Here is a 17,175-nt window from a genome sequence, read left to right on the forward strand (position 1 = left end):
GTAATGGAGATTACCAGTGGAGTGTTGAAACGACCTCAGAAGGTTGTGGTTTACGGCCCCGAGGGCATTGGGAAAAGCACTTTTGCCAGTCACTTCCCGGACCCGCTGTTCCTGGATATCGAGGACAGCACCAGCCAGCTGGACGTGAAACGGATCCAGGGCATCAACAGCTGGGAAATGCTGCTGTCCCTGATCAGCCAAATCAATCGGGAGCGACCCTGCAAGACGGTGGTGGTGGATACTGCCGACTGGGCGGAAAAGCTGTGCATCCAGCATGTATGCGCCGTCAACAAAAAGGGCAGCATCGAAGATTTCGGCTACGGCAGCGGGTACGTGAAGCTGCTGGAAGAATTCGCCAAACTGCTAGAAGCCCTGAACCTGAGCGTGAAAGCTGGCATCAATGTGGTGCTGAACGCCCATGCCCAGATTCGAAAATTCGAACAGCCGGACGAAATGGGAGCCTACGACCGGTGGGAATTGAAGCTGAACAAGAAGACCACGGCCCAGACGGCTGCCATCGTCAAGGAATGGGCGGATGCACTGCTGTTCATCAACTACAAGACGGTAGTGGTGGCAGATGACAACGGTAAAAAGAAAGGGGTAGGGGGCAAACGGGTTATGTACACCCAGCATGCCAGCACCTGGGACGCCAAGAACCGCTGGGGACTACCCATGGAAATGCCTTTCGAATACGAAAGCATTGCCCGGTTCATCCCAGGAGTCGGTATCCAGAAGGCTCCTGACCCTGCTGCGGAACCGCAGCAGGAACCGCCAAAAGTTGCCAAACCGCAGCAGCCTCCGGCAGTCACAGCCGAAGAAGTCATGGCCGCGGACCCGAAGCAGGCCACAATCCGCAAGGTGTTCGACCTGCTGAAGACGGAAAAAATCACGGAAAACAAGGTTCGGAAGGCAGTGGCAGCCCGTGGCTACTATCCGGAAGACATGAGCATCATGGATTATGACCAGGAATTCCTGGAAGGCGTCCTCCTGGGAGCCTGGCCCCAGATCAAAGCATTTATTGACCAAAACAGTTAACAGGAGGAATGAAAAATGGCTTTTGAAGAAATGGGAACTATTGTAAATCAAAATCAGGAACACGAACTGGACTGGAATTCTACGATTACCGCTGAAGGGGGCAGCAAGCCCCATGTCATTCTGCCGGAAGGGGATTACCGGTTCCTGATCGCCGGTTTTGAGAAAAAGCGGTACAATCCTAAACCTGGGAGCAAGATCCCGACCTGCTGGAATGCCCAGCTGAAGGTATTGGTCTACGAAAAGCCGGAGGACGAAGAACCAGTGGTAGAAATTCCCCACAACCTGTACCTCCACAGCACCCAGGAATGGGCCCTGGCTTCTTTCTTCCTGGCCATTGGACAGAAAAAGCACGGGGAACCGCTGCGGATGAACTGGCAAGCCGTCCCTGGCTCCACCGGGATGTGCCATGTGAAGCCCCGGACCTATAACGGCAAGGAATACAACGACATCAAGTACTTCATCGATCCCAAGGACATCAAGCAACCTGCACCGGCAGCGCCCGCGACTGCCTCTTTCCAGGCTGGCACATTCTAAATGGCTATGAGCCTCAGACCGTATCAGAAGGAAGCTGTTCAGGCAGTAGAAAACGAATGGAACAGCGGGCATAAACGGACTCTGCTTGTCCTTCCTACCGGTACGGGAAAAACCATCTGTTTTGCTACGGTAGCAAAAGATATGGTCAGCAAAGGAAAGAAAGTGCTCATCCTAGCACATCGGGATGAGCTCCTGAATCAAGCGCAGGATAAGATTGCCAGCGCAACCGGGCTCCAATGTGCCAAAGAGAAAGGGCCGGAAACATCTCTGGATAGCTTCTACCGGATTACGGTGGGAAGTGTCCAGACTCTCATGCAGCCCCAGCGGCTGAAACAATTCCGGCCGGATGAGTATGGCACTATCATCATCGACGAAGCCCATCACGCTTTGGCAGAAAGCTACCAACGGGTGCTAAACCACTTCCAGGATGCAGACGTCCTGGGAGTGACGGCTACCCCGGAACGGCAGAATGTGGCCTGCCTGGGGGAATATTTCGATTCCCTGGCCTATGAATATACCCTGCCCCAGGCCATCCATGACGGATATTTGTGCAAGATCAAGGCTCTGACCATCCCTCTCACCCTGGACATCCAGGGGGTGAAAACATCAGCCGGCGACTATTCTGCCGGCCAGCTGGGGGATGCACTGGACCCCTACCTGGAACAGATTGCTACAGAAATGGAAAAGTACTGCAGGGACCGTAAGACGGTGGTATTCCTGCCCCTGGTAGCCACTGCCCAGAAGTTCCGGGATATCTTGAACCGGCACGGGTTCCGGGCAGCAGAAGTCAATGGGAATAGCCAGGATCGGGCTGAAATCCTGGCGGATTTCGATGCCGGGAAATACAACGTGCTCTGCAACGCCATGCTGCTCACGGAAGGCTGGGACTGCCCGGCCGTGGACTGCGTGGTGATGCTGCGGGCCACCAAGATCCGGGCACTGTACTGCCAGTGTGTGGGCAGGGGAACCCGGCTGTTTCCAGGGAAAGGGGAACTGCTGCTCCTGGATTTCCTGTGGAACACATCCCGCCACGATCTGTGCCGGCCGGCATCCCTGATCTGCAAGAAACAGGAAGTGGCCGACAAAATGACAGCCAACCTGGAAGAAGCAGCAGGGGAAGCCATCGACTTGGAAGAAGCGGAAGAAAAGGCTGCCACCGATATCGTAGCCCAGCGGGAAGCGGCCCTGGCCCGGGAGCTACAGGAGATGCGCACCCGGAAACGAAAGCTGGTGGATCCCATCCAGTTCGCCATCAGTATTTCTTCCGAAGACCTATCCGATTATGTCCCCACTTTTGACTGGGAAAAGGCACCTGCCTCCCAGAAGCAGATTGAATACCTGCGGGACCACGGCATCTTTGCAGATGAAGTGGCCAATGCCGGGCTGGCGTCTCTCCTGATTAACCGGCTAAAGGAACGACAAGGGCTCCATCTTTCCACACCGAAACAGATCCGGTTCTTGGAACGGAAGGGGTTCCCCCATGTGGGGACCTGGAGCTTTGCTGCTGCCAGCAGCATGATCGGGCAGATCAGTGAAAACGGCTGGCATATCCCGGAAGGGATCATCCCGGCCACCTACAACCCGGAAAAGGACATTGAAGCATGAGCAGGATCAATCTTGTGGAACTGCTGCCCTATATCGACCCTGCTGCCTGCAGCTATGAGGAATGGCTGCAGGTGGGGATGGGTCTCCAGGCGGAAGGCTTTCCCCTGGAGGCCTGGGACGGGTGGAGTCAGAACGATCCTCAGCGTTACCACCCGGGAGAATGCGCCCGAAAATGGAGCGGCTTCCGGGGCAATCCCAACCCCATCACAGGGGCCACTATCACTCAAATGGCCAAAGCCAATGGCTGGAGCAGCCAGAAGAAAGAATCCCGGGAGCTGGCCTGGGATGATGTGATTACAGAAGATCCGGACAAGGGCGTCCTGGTGAATTCCAACCTGCTGACCGGGAAGAAATTTTTCGAACCGGGTAGCAGCTGGAAGCCGGTCCAGGAGATGATCAGATTCCTTTCCACCCTGTATGACTACAACGACCGGATCTGTTATGTGACGGAATCCACCCAGCAGGACGAACGGGCCGGAAAATACATCCCGGCCAATGCAGGCCACTGGGACCGGACAGCCGGGGAAATCATCAAATCCCTGGAGAAATGCAATGGAGACATCACCAATGCCCTGGGAGATTATGACCATAACGCCGGTGTCTGGATACGGATTAACCCCCTGGATGGCAAAGGGGTCAAGAACGACGATGTGACGGATTTCAAATATGCCCTGGTAGAGTCGGATTCCCTCTCCCTGGAAAAGCAGAACGAAGCCATCCGGATTCTCCAGCTGCCGGTAGCCACTCTGGTTTACAGCGGCGGCAAAAGCCTCCATGCCCTGGTGCGGATCGATGCCAAAGACATGGTGGAATATCGGCAGCGCGTGGAATCCCTGTACAAGGTCTGCCAGAAGAACGGACTCCAGATCGACCAGCAGAACAGGAACCCCTCCCGGCTATCCCGGATTCCCGGCTGCTGGCGGGGTGACCACAAGCAGTTCCTGGTGGATACCAACATCGGGAAACAAAGCTGGGAGGAATGGAAGGAATGGTTCGAGACTGTCAACGATGATCTGCCCAACCCGGAAGACCTGGCCGATGTTTGGAATAATATGCCGGAACTGGCTGACCCTCTCATTGGCGGGGTACTCCGACAGGGGCACAAGATGCTGATCGCCGGGCCCAGCAAGGCGGGGAAATCCTTTGCCCTGATCGAACTGACCATTGCCATCGCCAACGGCACCAAATGGCTGGGGAGCTTCGACTGCGCCCAGGGACGGGTATTGTACGTAAACCTGGAACTGGACCGGGCTAGCTGCCTGCACCGGTTCCGGGACGTGTACCGAGCTCTCCAGCTGCCTACGGATAATCTTGGAAACATCGACATCTGGAACCTGAGGGGCAAGGCAATCCCTATGGATAAACTGGCTCCCAGGCTGATCATGCGAGCCGCTAACAAGAAATACATGGCGGTAATCATCGATCCGATCTACAAGGTTATCACAGGAGACGAAAACAGCGCTGACCAGATGGCCCATTTCTGTAATCAGTTCGACAAGATCTGCACGGAACTGGGCTGTGCCGTGATTTACTGTCACCACCACAGTAAGGGGAACCAGGGCTTCAAGAAGTCCATGGACCGGGCCAGCGGCAGCGGGGTATTTGCCCGGGACCCGGATGCCATGCTGGATATGATCCAGCTGCGGGTGAAGAACCAGGATCCAGACGACATTTCTACCGCCTGGCGGATTGACGGGACTCTCCGGGAGTTCCCCAAATTTCCGCCGGTTAATGTGTTCTTCCAGTATCCCATTCACATACCGGATGCCAGCGGCCTTCTGTCCATGGCAGCGGAAGAGGGCAGCATCGAAACCATTCGGGAAGACGGACGTAAGGAAGGAGTCAAAGCCCGGCAGGCAAAATCCAGAAGCAAGCAGGAAATGCTCCCGGCTGCTTTTGATTGCTGTGTGAACGAAGCTGGAGAAGCTTCGATGGAAGATGTAGCGGAATACCTGGAAATTTCGGTCAAAACACTCAAGCGATACCTAAAAGAACAGACGGAATTAATGTCCCGAGATGGGTATCTTGTAAAGAATAATAATTGATAATTATTATTCGCATGTGGACACGACAGTTTATATATATAGTCATGTCCATTCCTATATGTGTCCTTGATGGGATAGGGGAACATGTGTGGGGATGAAATCTCCCCACACACATGTCCCTCTCCTATCCATCAGGCAGACACATTGAAAAGTGATTTCCAGAAATTTAAAAGTGTTAACGTATTATAAAAAATGGTTAACGAAAGGAGAAAAACAAATGGAAAAGATTTTGTACTTTCCAAGAGGCGTTGAAGTGAGGATTACTCCTCAGTCTGTGGTGACTGACCAATTCAGGCAGCAAATCCGGAATTCGTTTTGTGCCTATACGGAACATACGGCTGAAGAATACCGTATCCAGGATAAGCTGGCCTACATCGATTGGATTCGGGAATTGAATTTCAAGGTAAACGCAACTGACTTTGTCAATGAGTTTATCAGATATCAGTTGGAAGAAGAAGGGGAAGTCACTAAAGATGCCTTAGCAAGCTTTGAAAATCTCGAAAATTTTATTAACGAAGGAATATGCAGGTACAGAAAGGGATGGCACCATTTAACGGGAGACTACCATCTGGACGAACCGATTTGCAACTTTGTGGCAGCAGCTATTGAGGAAGTCATAAATTATCCATCTATGGATACCCCCCGAAAGGAGAGCTGAGATTGCTGAAGAGCTGTTGAAGATCTGTTGAAGAAGGGATGGTGAAATCATTGATCAACGGAAAGAAGAAAGGCAAGAACGGGGAGCTGGAAGTGGTCCGGCTCTGCCGGGCACAGGGCTATGAAGCCAGGCGCTCTGCCCAGTACTGTGGAAACAATGAAGATGGCACTGCCGATGTGGTAGGGTTACCGGGCATTCACATCGAAGTCAAACGGGTGGAGCACCTGAACCTGGATGATGCCCTGGCCCAGGCTTCCAGGGATGCAGGCAAGACTACTGGACACATTCCGGTTGTATTCCATCGGAAAAACGGGACCGGATGGAAGGTGACCATGGAAGCATCAGCATGGTTCCGTCTTTACAGGGAATGGGAAGCAGGAGGGAAGCCATGAAAGTCGTGGACGCCAAAAAGCAGGAAGCCAGAATTAAAAAGCGCTGCACTGGATGTCAGTGGGCAAGCCCCAAGGAGTTCCAGGAGTATGACAGGCTTTGGCCGTTTGTGACATGTACTGGCTGTGCTGAAAAGAAATGTTTTGAGGTGACTATTTGCCCATATCGGGAGGAATGAAAATGAGCATGTACAGCATGAAATGGGAGCGAATGAAGGAGGCGCTGTCATAATGGAACAGGGAATCAGGATCCCCGGTGTTAGCCGACAGCAGTTAAAGCAGATTAAGGCTATGAGCCTGCCGGATTTTAGGCTGTGGCTGCTGGAGTACAGCAGCCAGATCTACAACCTGGGCATCAGTGATTGCCGGGATGCCCTGAGGGCGGAATTCGGGTTCGGGGACGTCCGGCTTAAGAGGGTGACTGACCATATTGCAAAGGTTATGGCTGAATTTGCAAAGGAGGAAAATAAATGAATGATACCCTTCTGGAACTCAAAGTCAATCTTCAAAACATTAGCAATGCATTGGGGACTGCGGAAGCAGAGTTTGCCTATCTGTCCATGAAAATTAATCCAACGGCCACCAGGAGCCAGGAACATGACGTGCTAATCCAGGCACTGGACCGGATCAGCAAGCTGCGGGAAAGGTTGAAAAATGAGGAGAATGTCATCTCAAGGGAGTTGAGCTGCTTATGAGTGAAAACCATTACAAGCTGAGCTATGTGGGTACTTTCCACCAGTGTGCCAACTGCCAATTGACCTACTTCGAAGGTACTACAGGCAAATGGCCCTGGAGGATTTACTACATGCGCCAGGTAAAAAGATTCTGCACCTACCGGTGCATGCGGGATTTTATGAGGAGGAATCATATTCGATGAACACTGAACAGGAACGCTGTGTGAAATGTGACTACTGTGACCTTGAAGATTTCTTCTGGGACGGCAAGAGGCTCTGCGTCCTCTATCGCTGTCGGATTTATCGGGACACCATCCAGAAGGCTGCGGCCAAATGTCCCTACCATCTCAAGATGAAAAAGCCTATGGGAGATTTAATCCGGCACCCGGACCAATACACTTTCAGGGGCAGGGAAGCCATCGAGGCTGTCCGAATCATGGACGGGGAAGCCGAAAGTAAAGATGGCTATCTGATGAGAGCCATCATAAAATTGCTCTACCGCTATCCTCGAAGGAACAGAACACATGACCTGGACCTGGCGATTGAGTGCATTAAAATGTTACGGGAAGAATATACCGACCCCCCGAAAAAACGGGAAGGGGATATGATCAAGCACCCGGATCACTATACCTTTCGTGGAGTGGAAGCCATCGAAGTGGTGAAAATCATGACGTCTACGGCCACCGGTGTGGAGGCTTACCTACTGGGATGCGCGGTCAAATACCTGTACCGCTATCCCCGTAAAAACGGGAAGCAGGATTTGGACAAAGCCATCCAGTGTATCAAGATGCTGCGAGAATATCTGTACGGCAAAGAAGACAAAAAATAGGAGGTGCATCCCCAGGATGGTGCAGGAGAAATATCGAAAGAGAATCAAATATGCCCTGGAATGCAGCTATGAACTGCAAGCCAATCTGGAGATCCTCAAGGAAGAAATCATCCAGGATACGGCTGCACTCCATACTATCCCGGGACCGAAAACAACCAGATATGGCCCTGACAGCGAAAATGGCGGGGGTTCCAAGGCCAGCCCGGAAGAATCCTTCTGCCTGCGCCAGGAAGAACTGGAAACCCGGCTGGAAGCCAAAAAGAAAAAGTTCTATGACCAAAAGCTGCTGATGGAACGGGTGGACAAAGGCCTCCAACGGATGCCGGGAGACTATGCCAGGATTCTTCGATGGAAGAGCGGATACAAGACCCGCCGGCTGACCTGGGTACAGATCGCCAACCGGCTGGGAGAAGAGGACACCAGCTACTGTCGGCGACAGTACAGCAGGGCCCTGGACATCCTAACGGGAATTGTTTACGGGGCAGAGGCTTCTCCTATCCAGGGAGTACTGGAGCTGGATACCAGCGAGGAACAGGGTGAAATTCTCTAGGCACACATTTCGACAGAAATCGACAGAAATGCCGCTTTTAACATGGTACAATAGTAGTGTGAAAGTTTGGGGGGCAGCAGACTTGAAATCTGCCGAGCTCCTGCACTTCCTACTCAATGCCTCCTGAGATCCACAACCTAGGAGGAAAGGGGCCTGGCATGGGCCCCTTCTTCATATGCTTATTGAAGACGTCCGTCAGGGCGTCTTTTTTATTTAGGTGGTGATGTAATGAGTCACAAGTTAACTGAAAAACAGACCAAATTTGTGGACTATTACATCGAAACCGGTGGGAATGCCACGGAAGCAGCAAGGAAGGCCGGGTACTCGAAAAAGACGGCTGAGGCAATAGGATTGGAGAACCTAGGAAAACCTAGGATTAAATCCGCCATTGACGCCCGGCTGGCCGAACTGAAGAGCCAGAGGACGGCGGATGCCACTGAAGTGCTAGAGTATCTGACGGCAGTCATGAGAGGCCAGCAGATGGATGAAACTGTTGTTGTGGAAGGCACTGGAGACGGCCGGAGCTCTGCCAGAAAAATGCAGGTGAGGGTTGCCAGCCGGGACCGGAACAAGGCAGCGGAACTGCTGGGCAGGGTTTATGGCATCTATAACGACAAGCTGAAGCTGGAAAATGCGCCTGTCCCAGTGATAGTAGATGATATTGATGAAAGGGGGCGGGGGTAATGAGTGATGCAGTTCGTGTGAGCTTATCCAGCCTCCTGGCTCCATCTTTCTATGGCCTGCACCGGGCAGTGAAACACCATGACTACACCCATTACTGGCTGCGGGGCGGCCGTGGCAGCACGAAATCCTCCTTCATCAGTGTGGAAATTATCCTTCAGATGATGAAGCATCCAAATGTGAACGGAGTGGCATTCCGGAAAGTCGGAAACACGGCCAGAAACTCCATTTTTGAACAGCTCTTGTGGGCCATACAGCAGCTGGGGGTGGCAGCCTACTGGAAAAAGACCTTTTCACCCTTGGAGCTGACCTACCTGCCGACCGGGCAGAAAATCCTGTTCCGGGGCCTAGATGAAGAGAACAAAGGGAAGTCTATCAAGTGTTCCAATGGCTATTTTGGCATTGTGTGGTTCGAGGAACTGGCAGAGTTCTCCGGGCCTTCAGAAATTGACACTACACTACGGTCCCTGCTCCGGGGCGGGCCGGAATACTGGGTTTTCTATTCTTATAACCCACCAAAATCCAGAGATTCATGGGTGAATCAGGATGCCCTGGTGGATATGCCGGACCGGATTGTTCATACATCTTCCTACTTGGACGTTCCCAGGGAATGGCTGGGGGAACAGTTCTTCCTGGAAGCAGAAAAGCTGAAGCAGAAAAACGAAACACTCTACAAGCATGTTTACCTTGGGGAAGTGACCGGCACCGGCGGGGCTGTGTTCGACAATGTGGAAGCGCTACCCATGACGGTAGAACAGATTGGACAGTTTGATCGCAGATATTTTGGTCTGGACTTTGGCTTTGCTGTGGATCCGCTGGCCTTTGTGGCCATGCACTACGACGCTAAACATGAAGATCTGTACATCTTCGATGAAATCTATCAGCAGAAGCTGACCAACCGGAATGCGGCGGAACTGATTAACCGAAAGTATCCTGCTGTGAGAATCCTGGGGGACTCTGCAGAGCCGAAAAGCATCTATGAGATGCGGGAGTATGGGACCAATGTAAACGGGGCCAGAAAGGGCCCGGACAGCGTCAGATTCGGTATCAACTGGCTCCAGTCCCGGGCACATATCTATATTGATCAGAACCGCTGTCCCAATGCCTGGCGGGAGTTCAGCGGGTACGAATACGAGAGAAACCGGGACGGGCAGATCATCAATGCCTTCCCAGATAAAAACAACCACGCCATTGATGCTGTGCGGTATGGGCTGCAGCCCTGCATGCCTCATGGCCGTGCCAGGATACTGAGGTGAGATTAATGAATATTGAAGCTGCCAAACAGCTCATCAAAAAATATACAGCCGGGCATGGAGCTTTCATTGCCCAGGCTATGACGGCCAAGCGGTATTACCTGGTCAATAATGATATTTTATATGCTCCGAAGAAACAGAAGCAGGAAGTCCAAAACGGGGAATCGGCTATGGAGAATCCGCTGCGGAATGCAGACAACCGGATTCCCTTTTCTTTCTATCAGCTTCTGGTAAATCAGAAGGCTTCCTACATGTTCACGGCCCCGCCTCTTTTTGACGTAAAAGACAAGGAAGCCAATGAGCAGATCTCCATAGATCTGGGAGATGCCTACAAGAAGAAGTGCATGGAACTGTGCGTGAATGCCTGCAATGCCGGCATTGGCTGGGTCCATTACTGGAAAGGCAACGACAACGAGTTCCACTGGGGTGTGGTTCCGTCCGAAGAGGTAATCCCGGTATGGTCCTCTGATCTGGATCACAGCCTGGCGGCCTGCCTGCGGGCCTATCAGGATATTGATGATGACGGCCACATGTGGGATCTGTATGAAATCTGGGATGACCGGCAGTGCCAGACCTACAAAAAACGGAATGATGAAGGGCTGAGCAGTCTGGTTCCCTGGGCCAGGTTCGCCACCGGGGCCTTCCTCATCGGTCTGCCGGACGGTAACACCAATGTTTTTGACCACGATTTCGGCAGGGTGCCGTTTATCCCTTTCCAGAACAACAGCCATTCTACAAGTGATCTGGCACAGGTCAAGAAGCTGATTGACTGTTATGACCGGGTTTTCTCCGGCTTCCTGAATGACCTGGAAGATATCCAGGAAGTGATCTTCGTCCTGACCAACTATGGCGGAGAAGATCTGGGGAAATTCCTGAAAGATCTGAAGTATTACAAAGCCATCAGCCTGGAAGACGGGGGCACTGGATCCGGCGGCAATGTGTCCACGCTGACCATCAATATCCCGGTAGAAGCTAGGGACAAGATGCTGGACATTACCCGAAAGGCCATTTTCTCCATGGGCCAGGGCGTGGATCCGGAGCAGCAGGGGATGGACAAAACCTCCGGAGAAGCCATGAAATTTCTGTATGCTCTCCTGGAATTGAAGGCAGGCATGACAGAGACGGAATTCTCCCTGAGCTTTAATGAGCTGATCCGGGCCATTCTCCGGTTCCATGGCAAGGAAGATTTAGCCAGGACAAAGGGTGGCATCATCCAGACATGGACCAGGACGGCCATTCGGAACGACGCCGAACTGGTTGACATGTGCGCCAAATCTGAAGGCATCGTGAGCCGGAAGACGCTGCTGAAGAATCATCCTTTTGTGGAAGATGTGAGTGACGAAGAAAAAGAGCTGGAAGCCGAGGAAAAAGCCCAGGCTGACAAGCTGGATCCCTATGATGATTTGAAGGATGAAGGAGGTGATGGAGATGCTTAAACTGCTGTTGGCTTACATTGATCAGTTTGGGGCAGATTTCCCGATATCCAAAGTAAAGGACCGGAACGAATATGAAATCTGTCGAATGATCCAGGAATGCCTGGAGACCAAAAAGGCATACGGAGCCACTACTGCTGCCGCTGCCACAACGGGAACCGAAGCAATCTAAAATCCCCTCTCGAGGCAGGTCAACCTCGGTAAAAACCGGAAGGAGATACCTATGAACATTGAAGAACTGCTGAAACAGCTGGGCATCCAGGCTGATCAGATGGAAACGGCCACGAGCCACGTAAAAAGCTTTCTGGACGGGGCTTACATCCCGAAGTCTCGCTTCAACGAAGTAAATGAGAAAAATAAGGACCTGACGGCCCAGATCGCTGACCGGGACAAACAGCTGACCACCCTGAAAAAGGCAGTGGGAGACAACGAACAGCTGAAAGCCCAAATCGAAGGGCTCCAGAAAGCCAATAAAGAACAGAAGGAAGCCGCGGACGCGCGGTTCAAGGCTCTCCAGATGGACAGTGCCATCAAGCTGGCCCTGGGAGATTCTGTCCAGGATCTGGATATTGTTTCCGGCCTGATCAAACGTGATGCCATCGTCCTGGGAGAAGACGGAAAAGTCTCCGGCCTGAAGGAACAGGTGGAAGCTCTCATGAAAGAGAAGCCCTTCCTGTTCAAGCAGGAAAAAACGAATCCTTACCAGCCCCATGGCGGTACGGGTCCGCAGGTTGACAATCCCTTTGCCAAAGAGACCTTCAACCTGACGAAACAAGGCCAAATGCTGAGAGAAAACCCCGAACAAGCCCGGGAAATGGCCGCCGCGGCTGGGGTAAAGATTTAAGGAGGAAAGATTTATGCCTGGTACGACTCTTGCGGACGTTATCGTCCCTGAATTGTTTACCCCTTATGTGATCAACCATACGGCAGAACGCTCTGCCCTGTTTCAGTCCGGCATTATCCAGCGGACTGCGGAATTCGATGCCCTGGCCAGTGAAGCGGCCCGGACTCATAATATGCCTTTCTTCGAAGATCTGAATGGCGATGCCCAGAACATCGTGGAAGGCACGAAAATCGAACAGAACAAAATTACGTCCAACAAGGATGTATCCACCACCATCATGCGGCAGAATGCATGGAGCGCCACTAACTTATCCGGCGCCCTAGCTGGATCTGATCCTATGGCAGCCATTGGGAACTTGGTGGCAGATTACTGGGCCCGCCAGTACCAGAAGGAACTGCTGGCTATCCTGGCTGGTGTATTCGCCTCCACTTCCATGAAGAGCCATGTGCTGGATCTGTCCAGCGGTACCGGCAAAGCGGCCAACATCTCTGCTTCCGCCTTTATTGACGGTCTGCAGCTGATGGGAGACGCCCAGGACCGGCTGACGGCGGTAGCCATGCATTCTGCTACCAAAGCCTACCTGAAGAAGCAGAACCTGATCGTAACGGAACGGGATTCCAACTCTGTGGAATTCGATACTTACCAGGACCGTCGGGTGATCGTGGATGATGGCTGCCCTGTGGCAGATGGCGTCTATACTACTTATCTCTTTGGCCAGGGTGCCATTGCTTTCGGGGAAGGGACCCCTGTGGACTTTGTGCAGACGGAAGTGGATCGGGATCCGAACCTGGGCGCTGGCGTCAATATCCTGTACAACCGCCATGCCATCATCATGCATCCCCGGGGCGTTGCCTGGACCAATAAGGCCCGCGCCGCTGTAGAATCTCCTACCCGGGCAGAACTGGCCAACGGGACCAACTGGAACCTGGTATACGAACCGAAGCAGGTGCGCCTGGTAGCCATTAAACACAAACTGGGCTGATGGGAGTGATTCTGGATGAACAGCGAAAAGTACTGGGCCAGGCGGGCCGATGCAAGGGAACGGGCCTGGCACAAGAAGTCCCAAGAGACCATTGAAAAAGAACTGGCCCGGTACTATGCCAGGTCGCTGGCTGAAATCCAGAAAGATATCCAGGCCCTTTACGGACGATTCGCTGCTGACAATCATCTGAGTCAGGTGGAAGCCAGAAAGCTTCTCCAGGGGCAGGAATTCCGGGAATGGCGCTACACTATCCAGGAGTATGTGAAACAGATCAATGCTGGAAATACGGGGCTCCTGAAGGAACTCAACACCCTTGCCATGCGCAGCCGGATCAGCCGGCTGGACAAGCTGTATTCAGATACGGTGATGGAGCTGGACAGCCTGGGCCGGAAGACCAGCGCTTCCATGAAGAAGTTCCTCTCTGATGCCTACAAGGACAACTATTACCAGTCCATGTACGAAATCGGACGCACGGTAGGGCTGAAATCTCCCCGGGTGGTGGTTTCCAGCAAAAGTCTGGAAGATGTGCTGCGGGATCGCTGGAGCGGGAAAAATTACTCAGAACGGATCTGGAAGAATCAGAAACTGTTGGGGCAGACTTTAAAACAGGAAATGGTTACTGCCGTCCACAGAGGAGAGTCTGTCGAGGCTGTTTCCAAGCGGATCGCCCAGCGGATGAACGTCTCTACTAAAAACGCCACCCGCCTGGTTCGGACGGAACTCAACTATGTGGAGAACCGGGCGGCCCTGGACAGCATCCGGGCTTCTGGCATGGATTACTACCGGTTCATTGCCACCCTGGACAACCGTACAACGCCGATTTGCCGGGAACACGATGGACGTATCGTAAGTGTGGAAGAAGCCTCTCCTGGGGACAATTTGCCGCCCCTGCACCCGAATTGCCGGTCTACTATTGCCGGCAGCCTGTACGGTCCTGAAGACGGGCACAAACAGGAAGGCAAGCGGATTGCCAGGGACGAAAAAGGGCGGAACTACTATGTGCCGGCAGACATGACCTATAGCCAATGGCACGATAAGTATGTGGTGAAGGCCCAGGTGCTCCCAAAGAATCCTCATGCCGGCAAGGCGGTCCTGGTGGATATCACACCGGAAAGCAATGGCGGAGACGCGGTGAAGGTGTATGAAGGGGAGAAAATCCCTCATAGGCTGGCTACTGAAAAGAAGCTGAAAGAGCCCATTACCTTTGACTTGACTGATCCGCGGTATAAAATCGCAGAGGATCAGGAAGGTGTCGAACGAGTAAAAAAATTCGTAAACGATGTCATGAATGTCAATGCTTTTGATGCTGCAGCATTGAAAAATGCTGATGTTATCGAACCGTTCTTGGAATATTTTCAAGAATTGAATGAAGCCTATGACAATGTTGGTAAACTGAACAAAATTACCGTCATAGATTTGGGATTTTCAGATTTTGCTGAAGTGGTTGGTCAGCATTTAATCCTTAATGCAAATTATTTTAATTCGAAGTTGTTAGCTGAGGATGGAATCAAAGAATTTATAAAACGAAACATATTGCCTTCTAAAGCAGATTTAAAATTTATAGCTGCTCATGAATGGGCACATTGTGCAACTCAGGAATTCCTGGATAACCATCCTCGTTCCAAACTCCATCTTTTATACCAAAGAAAGTTTGGGAAATATCTTACTGGTAATTCAGCCTTTGATGTGTATGAATTTACAGCAGATGCACTTGCTGCATGGCTTCGTAAAATCCCTTGCAAATATGCCAAAACCGTGGTAAATTTGTTAAAAAAGGAAGGAGTCTTGGAATATGTTTCCGATAAATAGATGTAGGTGCTGTAAGCATTATGTGGTTTATCCGCGGGAAGATATGCGGGGATGTCCCTACTGTGACGCATTTCCAAAAGGGATTCCTTTTGATATTTTTACCGAAAAGGTGAAGCATGATAAGCCGTATCCAGGTGATCATGGGATTCAATACGAACCAGCGCATTCAGAAGCTGAATAAAATCTAACAGAAAGCACCTAGCAGAAATGCCTGGTGCTTTTTTCATGCCTGAAATGAGGTGATGCTTATGACTACATACTTGGAACCTTCTGCAGCGGAAACGGAGATCCAGAGCAATGTGGCCACCATCCGGGGAAAACCTGCGGATGAAACGGCTGCGGCCAGACTGGCCCTGTATGCAAAATATTTTGTGGCAGAGATCCTGGACTACTGCAACCGGGACGATTTTCCCCAGGCGCTCTGTATGACCGGGGCTGAAATCATTGGCCGGTGGCTGGACGATCTGGAAAATGGCGGCAGGTCCGCCCTGAAATCCATCAAACAAGATGACACGGAATACCAGTTTGCAGTGTCCGATGCTTCCCAGGCTGGCAGTACTCTGGAAAGCGATATCGCGGCCCTGCGTCCCCGGCTGAACCTGTACAGGAAACTGAGGTGGCCGCAATGACCCCGCCCTGGGAGCGCTGCCGGAAATACCTGGCTAAATATATGTATAGGGATAAAGTCACCGTCACCAGGCAGGTTGCTGCTGTAGATGAAGATGGGGCTGATACATATGAACTGCAGGACGTCTATAAAGATGTACCCTGCAAGCTGAGCCAGTACGGCAAGGAACTGCAGAGCGGGCAGGAAGCCAGGGCCTTCACCATGAGCAATGATCTGCGGCTGTGCGTGGATCCGGATATCAAGATCCTGCCAAACGACATTCTGACCATTACCCATGAGGGAGACCAGTTCCAGCTGAATGCGGCAAAGCCTTTCCCTTATCCTGATCATGTGGAAATCAGCGTGAGACGGAAGGAGGAAGCCTGATGGGAATCCATTTTTCCAGCTTCGACAAATTCAGCGACAAACTGGAGACCATTGTGGACCGGGGCCCGGAGGTGGTGGACCACTTCCTGGACCAGGAGGCGGAAGTCATCAAGGGTCGGGTGCAGGACAATACTCCTGTAAGAAAAGTGAATGGGGGCCATCTTCGTGCTGGCTGGCATCATACACCAGCTTCCGGCGGACAGTGCCAGATTTACAATAATGTGGACTATGCAGCCCATGTGGAATATGGCCACCGGACCCGGAACGGAGGTTTTGTAAAAGGCCGAAAAATGCTCCACCGAGGCATGCTCCAATCTGGGAAAGCTTTTGAAGCTGACGGTGCCGCCATTTACAAGAAACTGCTGGGAGGCTGATGCCTTTGATTGCTCTGCGATCCATCAAGGCCGCCATAACGGCCAAACTGAAAACCAAATATCCCAACTGTAAGGTGCATTTCGACAATGTAGAGAAGCCGGAAAATGCACCTTATTTTTATGTGGAATTCACCACCAGTATCCACCAGACGCTGGACGAAACCTACACGGACAGGATTATCCAGGTGGATGTGACGTATGTGCATCCCAAGGACGCCAAGGGCCGGGTGGACCGTTCCGCTGTGTTCGATGTGGGAGATGCACTGGACCTGATGTTTAGGCCCTACCTGCAGGTGGGGGACCGGTACATCACCATCCTGTCGGCCGAAACGACCATGGTGGATGATGTGCTGCACTACATATTCGACCTCCAGTTTACAGATGCCTGGACTGACGAAGAGGTTGGAAAAATCCGTGGTGAACTGATGCAGTCCCTGGAGTTTCAGCTAAACAGGGCTGATCTGACTGAACGAGAATAAAGGAGGA

At 52.1% G+C, this 17,175-nt stretch carries 22 protein-coding genes; all 22 read left to right on the top strand.

The genetic code is table 11. The features are described 5' to 3' along the window. Positions 1-3: 3 nt before the first annotated feature. The 22 genes from LKE88_RS00600 to LKE88_RS00705 all read left to right on the top strand — a co-directional run bounded on the left by LKE88_RS00600 (position 4) and on the right by LKE88_RS00705 (position 17,168). Positions 4-1,035, top strand: a complete 1,032-nt coding sequence (locus LKE88_RS00600) for an ATP-binding protein (protein ID WP_276802349.1) — start codon at positions 4-6, stop codon at positions 1,033-1,035. Positions 1,036-1,050: 15 nt separating this feature from the next. Beyond that, positions 1,051-1,569, top strand: a complete 519-nt coding sequence (locus LKE88_RS00605; RefSeq protein WP_276802351.1) for a hypothetical protein — start codon at positions 1,051-1,053, stop codon at positions 1,567-1,569. 6 nt (positions 1,570-1,575) lie between these two features. After that, positions 1,576-3,174: a DEAD/DEAH box helicase gene (locus LKE88_RS00610; RefSeq protein WP_276802352.1), complete on the top strand. Its 1,599-nt coding sequence runs from the start codon at positions 1,576-1,578 to the stop codon at positions 3,172-3,174. After that, positions 3,171-5,219: an AAA family ATPase gene (locus LKE88_RS00615; protein WP_276802354.1), complete on the top strand. Its 2,049-nt coding sequence runs from the start codon at positions 3,171-3,173 to the stop codon at positions 5,217-5,219. Before LKE88_RS00610 ends, LKE88_RS00615 begins: the two co-directional genes overlap by 4 nt. A gap of 217 nt (positions 5,220-5,436) precedes the next feature. After that, complete coding sequence (locus LKE88_RS00620; protein ID WP_276802356.1) at positions 5,437-5,877, top strand: hypothetical protein; 441 nt, start codon at positions 5,437-5,439, stop codon at positions 5,875-5,877. A gap of 38 nt (positions 5,878-5,915) precedes the next feature. Next, entirely contained in the window at positions 5,916-6,269 is a 354-nt protein-coding gene (locus LKE88_RS00625) for a hypothetical protein (protein WP_276802358.1), read from the top strand. Further along, a complete protein-coding gene (locus LKE88_RS00630; RefSeq protein WP_276802359.1) occupies positions 6,266-6,445 on the top strand; it encodes a hypothetical protein in 180 nt (59 codons plus the stop codon). Before LKE88_RS00625 ends, LKE88_RS00630 begins: the two co-directional genes overlap by 4 nt. 52 nt (positions 6,446-6,497) lie before the next feature. After that, positions 6,498-6,740 carry a hypothetical protein gene (locus tag LKE88_RS00635; protein WP_276802361.1) on the top strand — a complete coding sequence of 81 codons (243 nt, stop codon included), beginning with the start codon at positions 6,498-6,500 and terminating at the stop codon, positions 6,738-6,740. After that, positions 6,737-6,961 carry a hypothetical protein gene (locus LKE88_RS00640; RefSeq protein ID WP_026385481.1) on the top strand — a complete coding sequence of 75 codons (225 nt, stop codon included), beginning with the start codon at positions 6,737-6,739 and terminating at the stop codon, positions 6,959-6,961. Before LKE88_RS00635 ends, LKE88_RS00640 begins: the two co-directional genes overlap by 4 nt. 178 nt (positions 6,962-7,139) lie before the next feature. After that, positions 7,140-7,769 (top strand): DUF3310 domain-containing protein, encoded by a 630-nt coding sequence (locus LKE88_RS00645; RefSeq protein WP_211219243.1) that lies wholly within the window; start codon positions 7,140-7,142, stop codon positions 7,767-7,769. Between the two features lie 16 nt (positions 7,770-7,785). Further along, on the top strand, positions 7,786-8,319 hold the full coding sequence (locus LKE88_RS00650) for a hypothetical protein (protein ID WP_248604836.1): 534 nt from the start codon (positions 7,786-7,788) through the stop codon (positions 8,317-8,319). 228 nt (positions 8,320-8,547) lie between these two features. Then, complete coding sequence (locus LKE88_RS00655; RefSeq protein ID WP_276802367.1) at positions 8,548-9,003, top strand: terminase small subunit; 456 nt, start codon at positions 8,548-8,550, stop codon at positions 9,001-9,003. Beyond that, positions 9,003-10,256 (top strand): PBSX family phage terminase large subunit, encoded by a 1,254-nt coding sequence (locus tag LKE88_RS00660; RefSeq protein WP_276802368.1) that lies wholly within the window; start codon positions 9,003-9,005, stop codon positions 10,254-10,256. The genes LKE88_RS00655 and LKE88_RS00660 overlap by 1 nt, the downstream gene beginning before the upstream one ends. Positions 10,257-10,261: 5 nt before the next feature. After that, positions 10,262-11,689 (top strand): phage portal protein, encoded by a 1,428-nt coding sequence (locus LKE88_RS00665; RefSeq protein WP_276802370.1) that lies wholly within the window; start codon positions 10,262-10,264, stop codon positions 11,687-11,689. Continuing rightward, entirely contained in the window at positions 11,682-11,858 is a 177-nt protein-coding gene (locus LKE88_RS00670) for a hypothetical protein (protein ID WP_276802371.1), read from the top strand. Before LKE88_RS00665 ends, LKE88_RS00670 begins: the two co-directional genes overlap by 8 nt. 51 nt (positions 11,859-11,909) lie before the next feature. Further along, a complete protein-coding gene (locus LKE88_RS00675) occupies positions 11,910-12,530 on the top strand; it encodes a phage scaffolding protein (RefSeq protein ID WP_276802372.1) in 621 nt (206 codons plus the stop codon). Between the two features lie 13 nt (positions 12,531-12,543). Beyond that, entirely contained in the window at positions 12,544-13,512 is a 969-nt protein-coding gene (locus tag LKE88_RS00680; protein ID WP_276802373.1) for a major capsid protein, read from the top strand. Between the two features lie 15 nt (positions 13,513-13,527). After that, positions 13,528-15,321 carry a minor capsid protein gene (locus LKE88_RS00685; protein ID WP_276802374.1) on the top strand — a complete coding sequence of 598 codons (1,794 nt, stop codon included), beginning with the start codon at positions 13,528-13,530 and terminating at the stop codon, positions 15,319-15,321. Between the two features lie 248 nt (positions 15,322-15,569). Continuing rightward, positions 15,570-15,950 carry a hypothetical protein gene (locus tag LKE88_RS00690; RefSeq protein WP_276802376.1) on the top strand — a complete coding sequence of 127 codons (381 nt, stop codon included), beginning with the start codon at positions 15,570-15,572 and terminating at the stop codon, positions 15,948-15,950. Further along, complete coding sequence (locus tag LKE88_RS00695) at positions 15,947-16,315, top strand: hypothetical protein (protein ID WP_276802378.1); 369 nt, start codon at positions 15,947-15,949, stop codon at positions 16,313-16,315. The genes LKE88_RS00690 and LKE88_RS00695 overlap by 4 nt, the downstream gene beginning before the upstream one ends. Then, positions 16,315-16,689 carry an HK97 gp10 family phage protein gene (locus tag LKE88_RS00700; RefSeq protein WP_276802379.1) on the top strand — a complete coding sequence of 125 codons (375 nt, stop codon included), beginning with the start codon at positions 16,315-16,317 and terminating at the stop codon, positions 16,687-16,689. Before LKE88_RS00695 ends, LKE88_RS00700 begins: the two co-directional genes overlap by 1 nt. Beyond that, complete coding sequence (locus tag LKE88_RS00705; RefSeq protein WP_423767607.1) at positions 16,689-17,168, top strand: phage tail terminator family protein; 480 nt, start codon at positions 16,689-16,691, stop codon at positions 17,166-17,168. The genes LKE88_RS00700 and LKE88_RS00705 overlap by 1 nt, the downstream gene beginning before the upstream one ends. Positions 17,169-17,175 lie beyond the last annotated feature (7 nt).

Origin of the sequence: Acidaminococcus hominis (assembly GCF_022484025.1) — a bacterium.
In the GTDB taxonomy this organism is placed as follows: Bacteria; Bacillota; Negativicutes; order Acidaminococcales; family Acidaminococcaceae; genus Acidaminococcus; species Acidaminococcus hominis.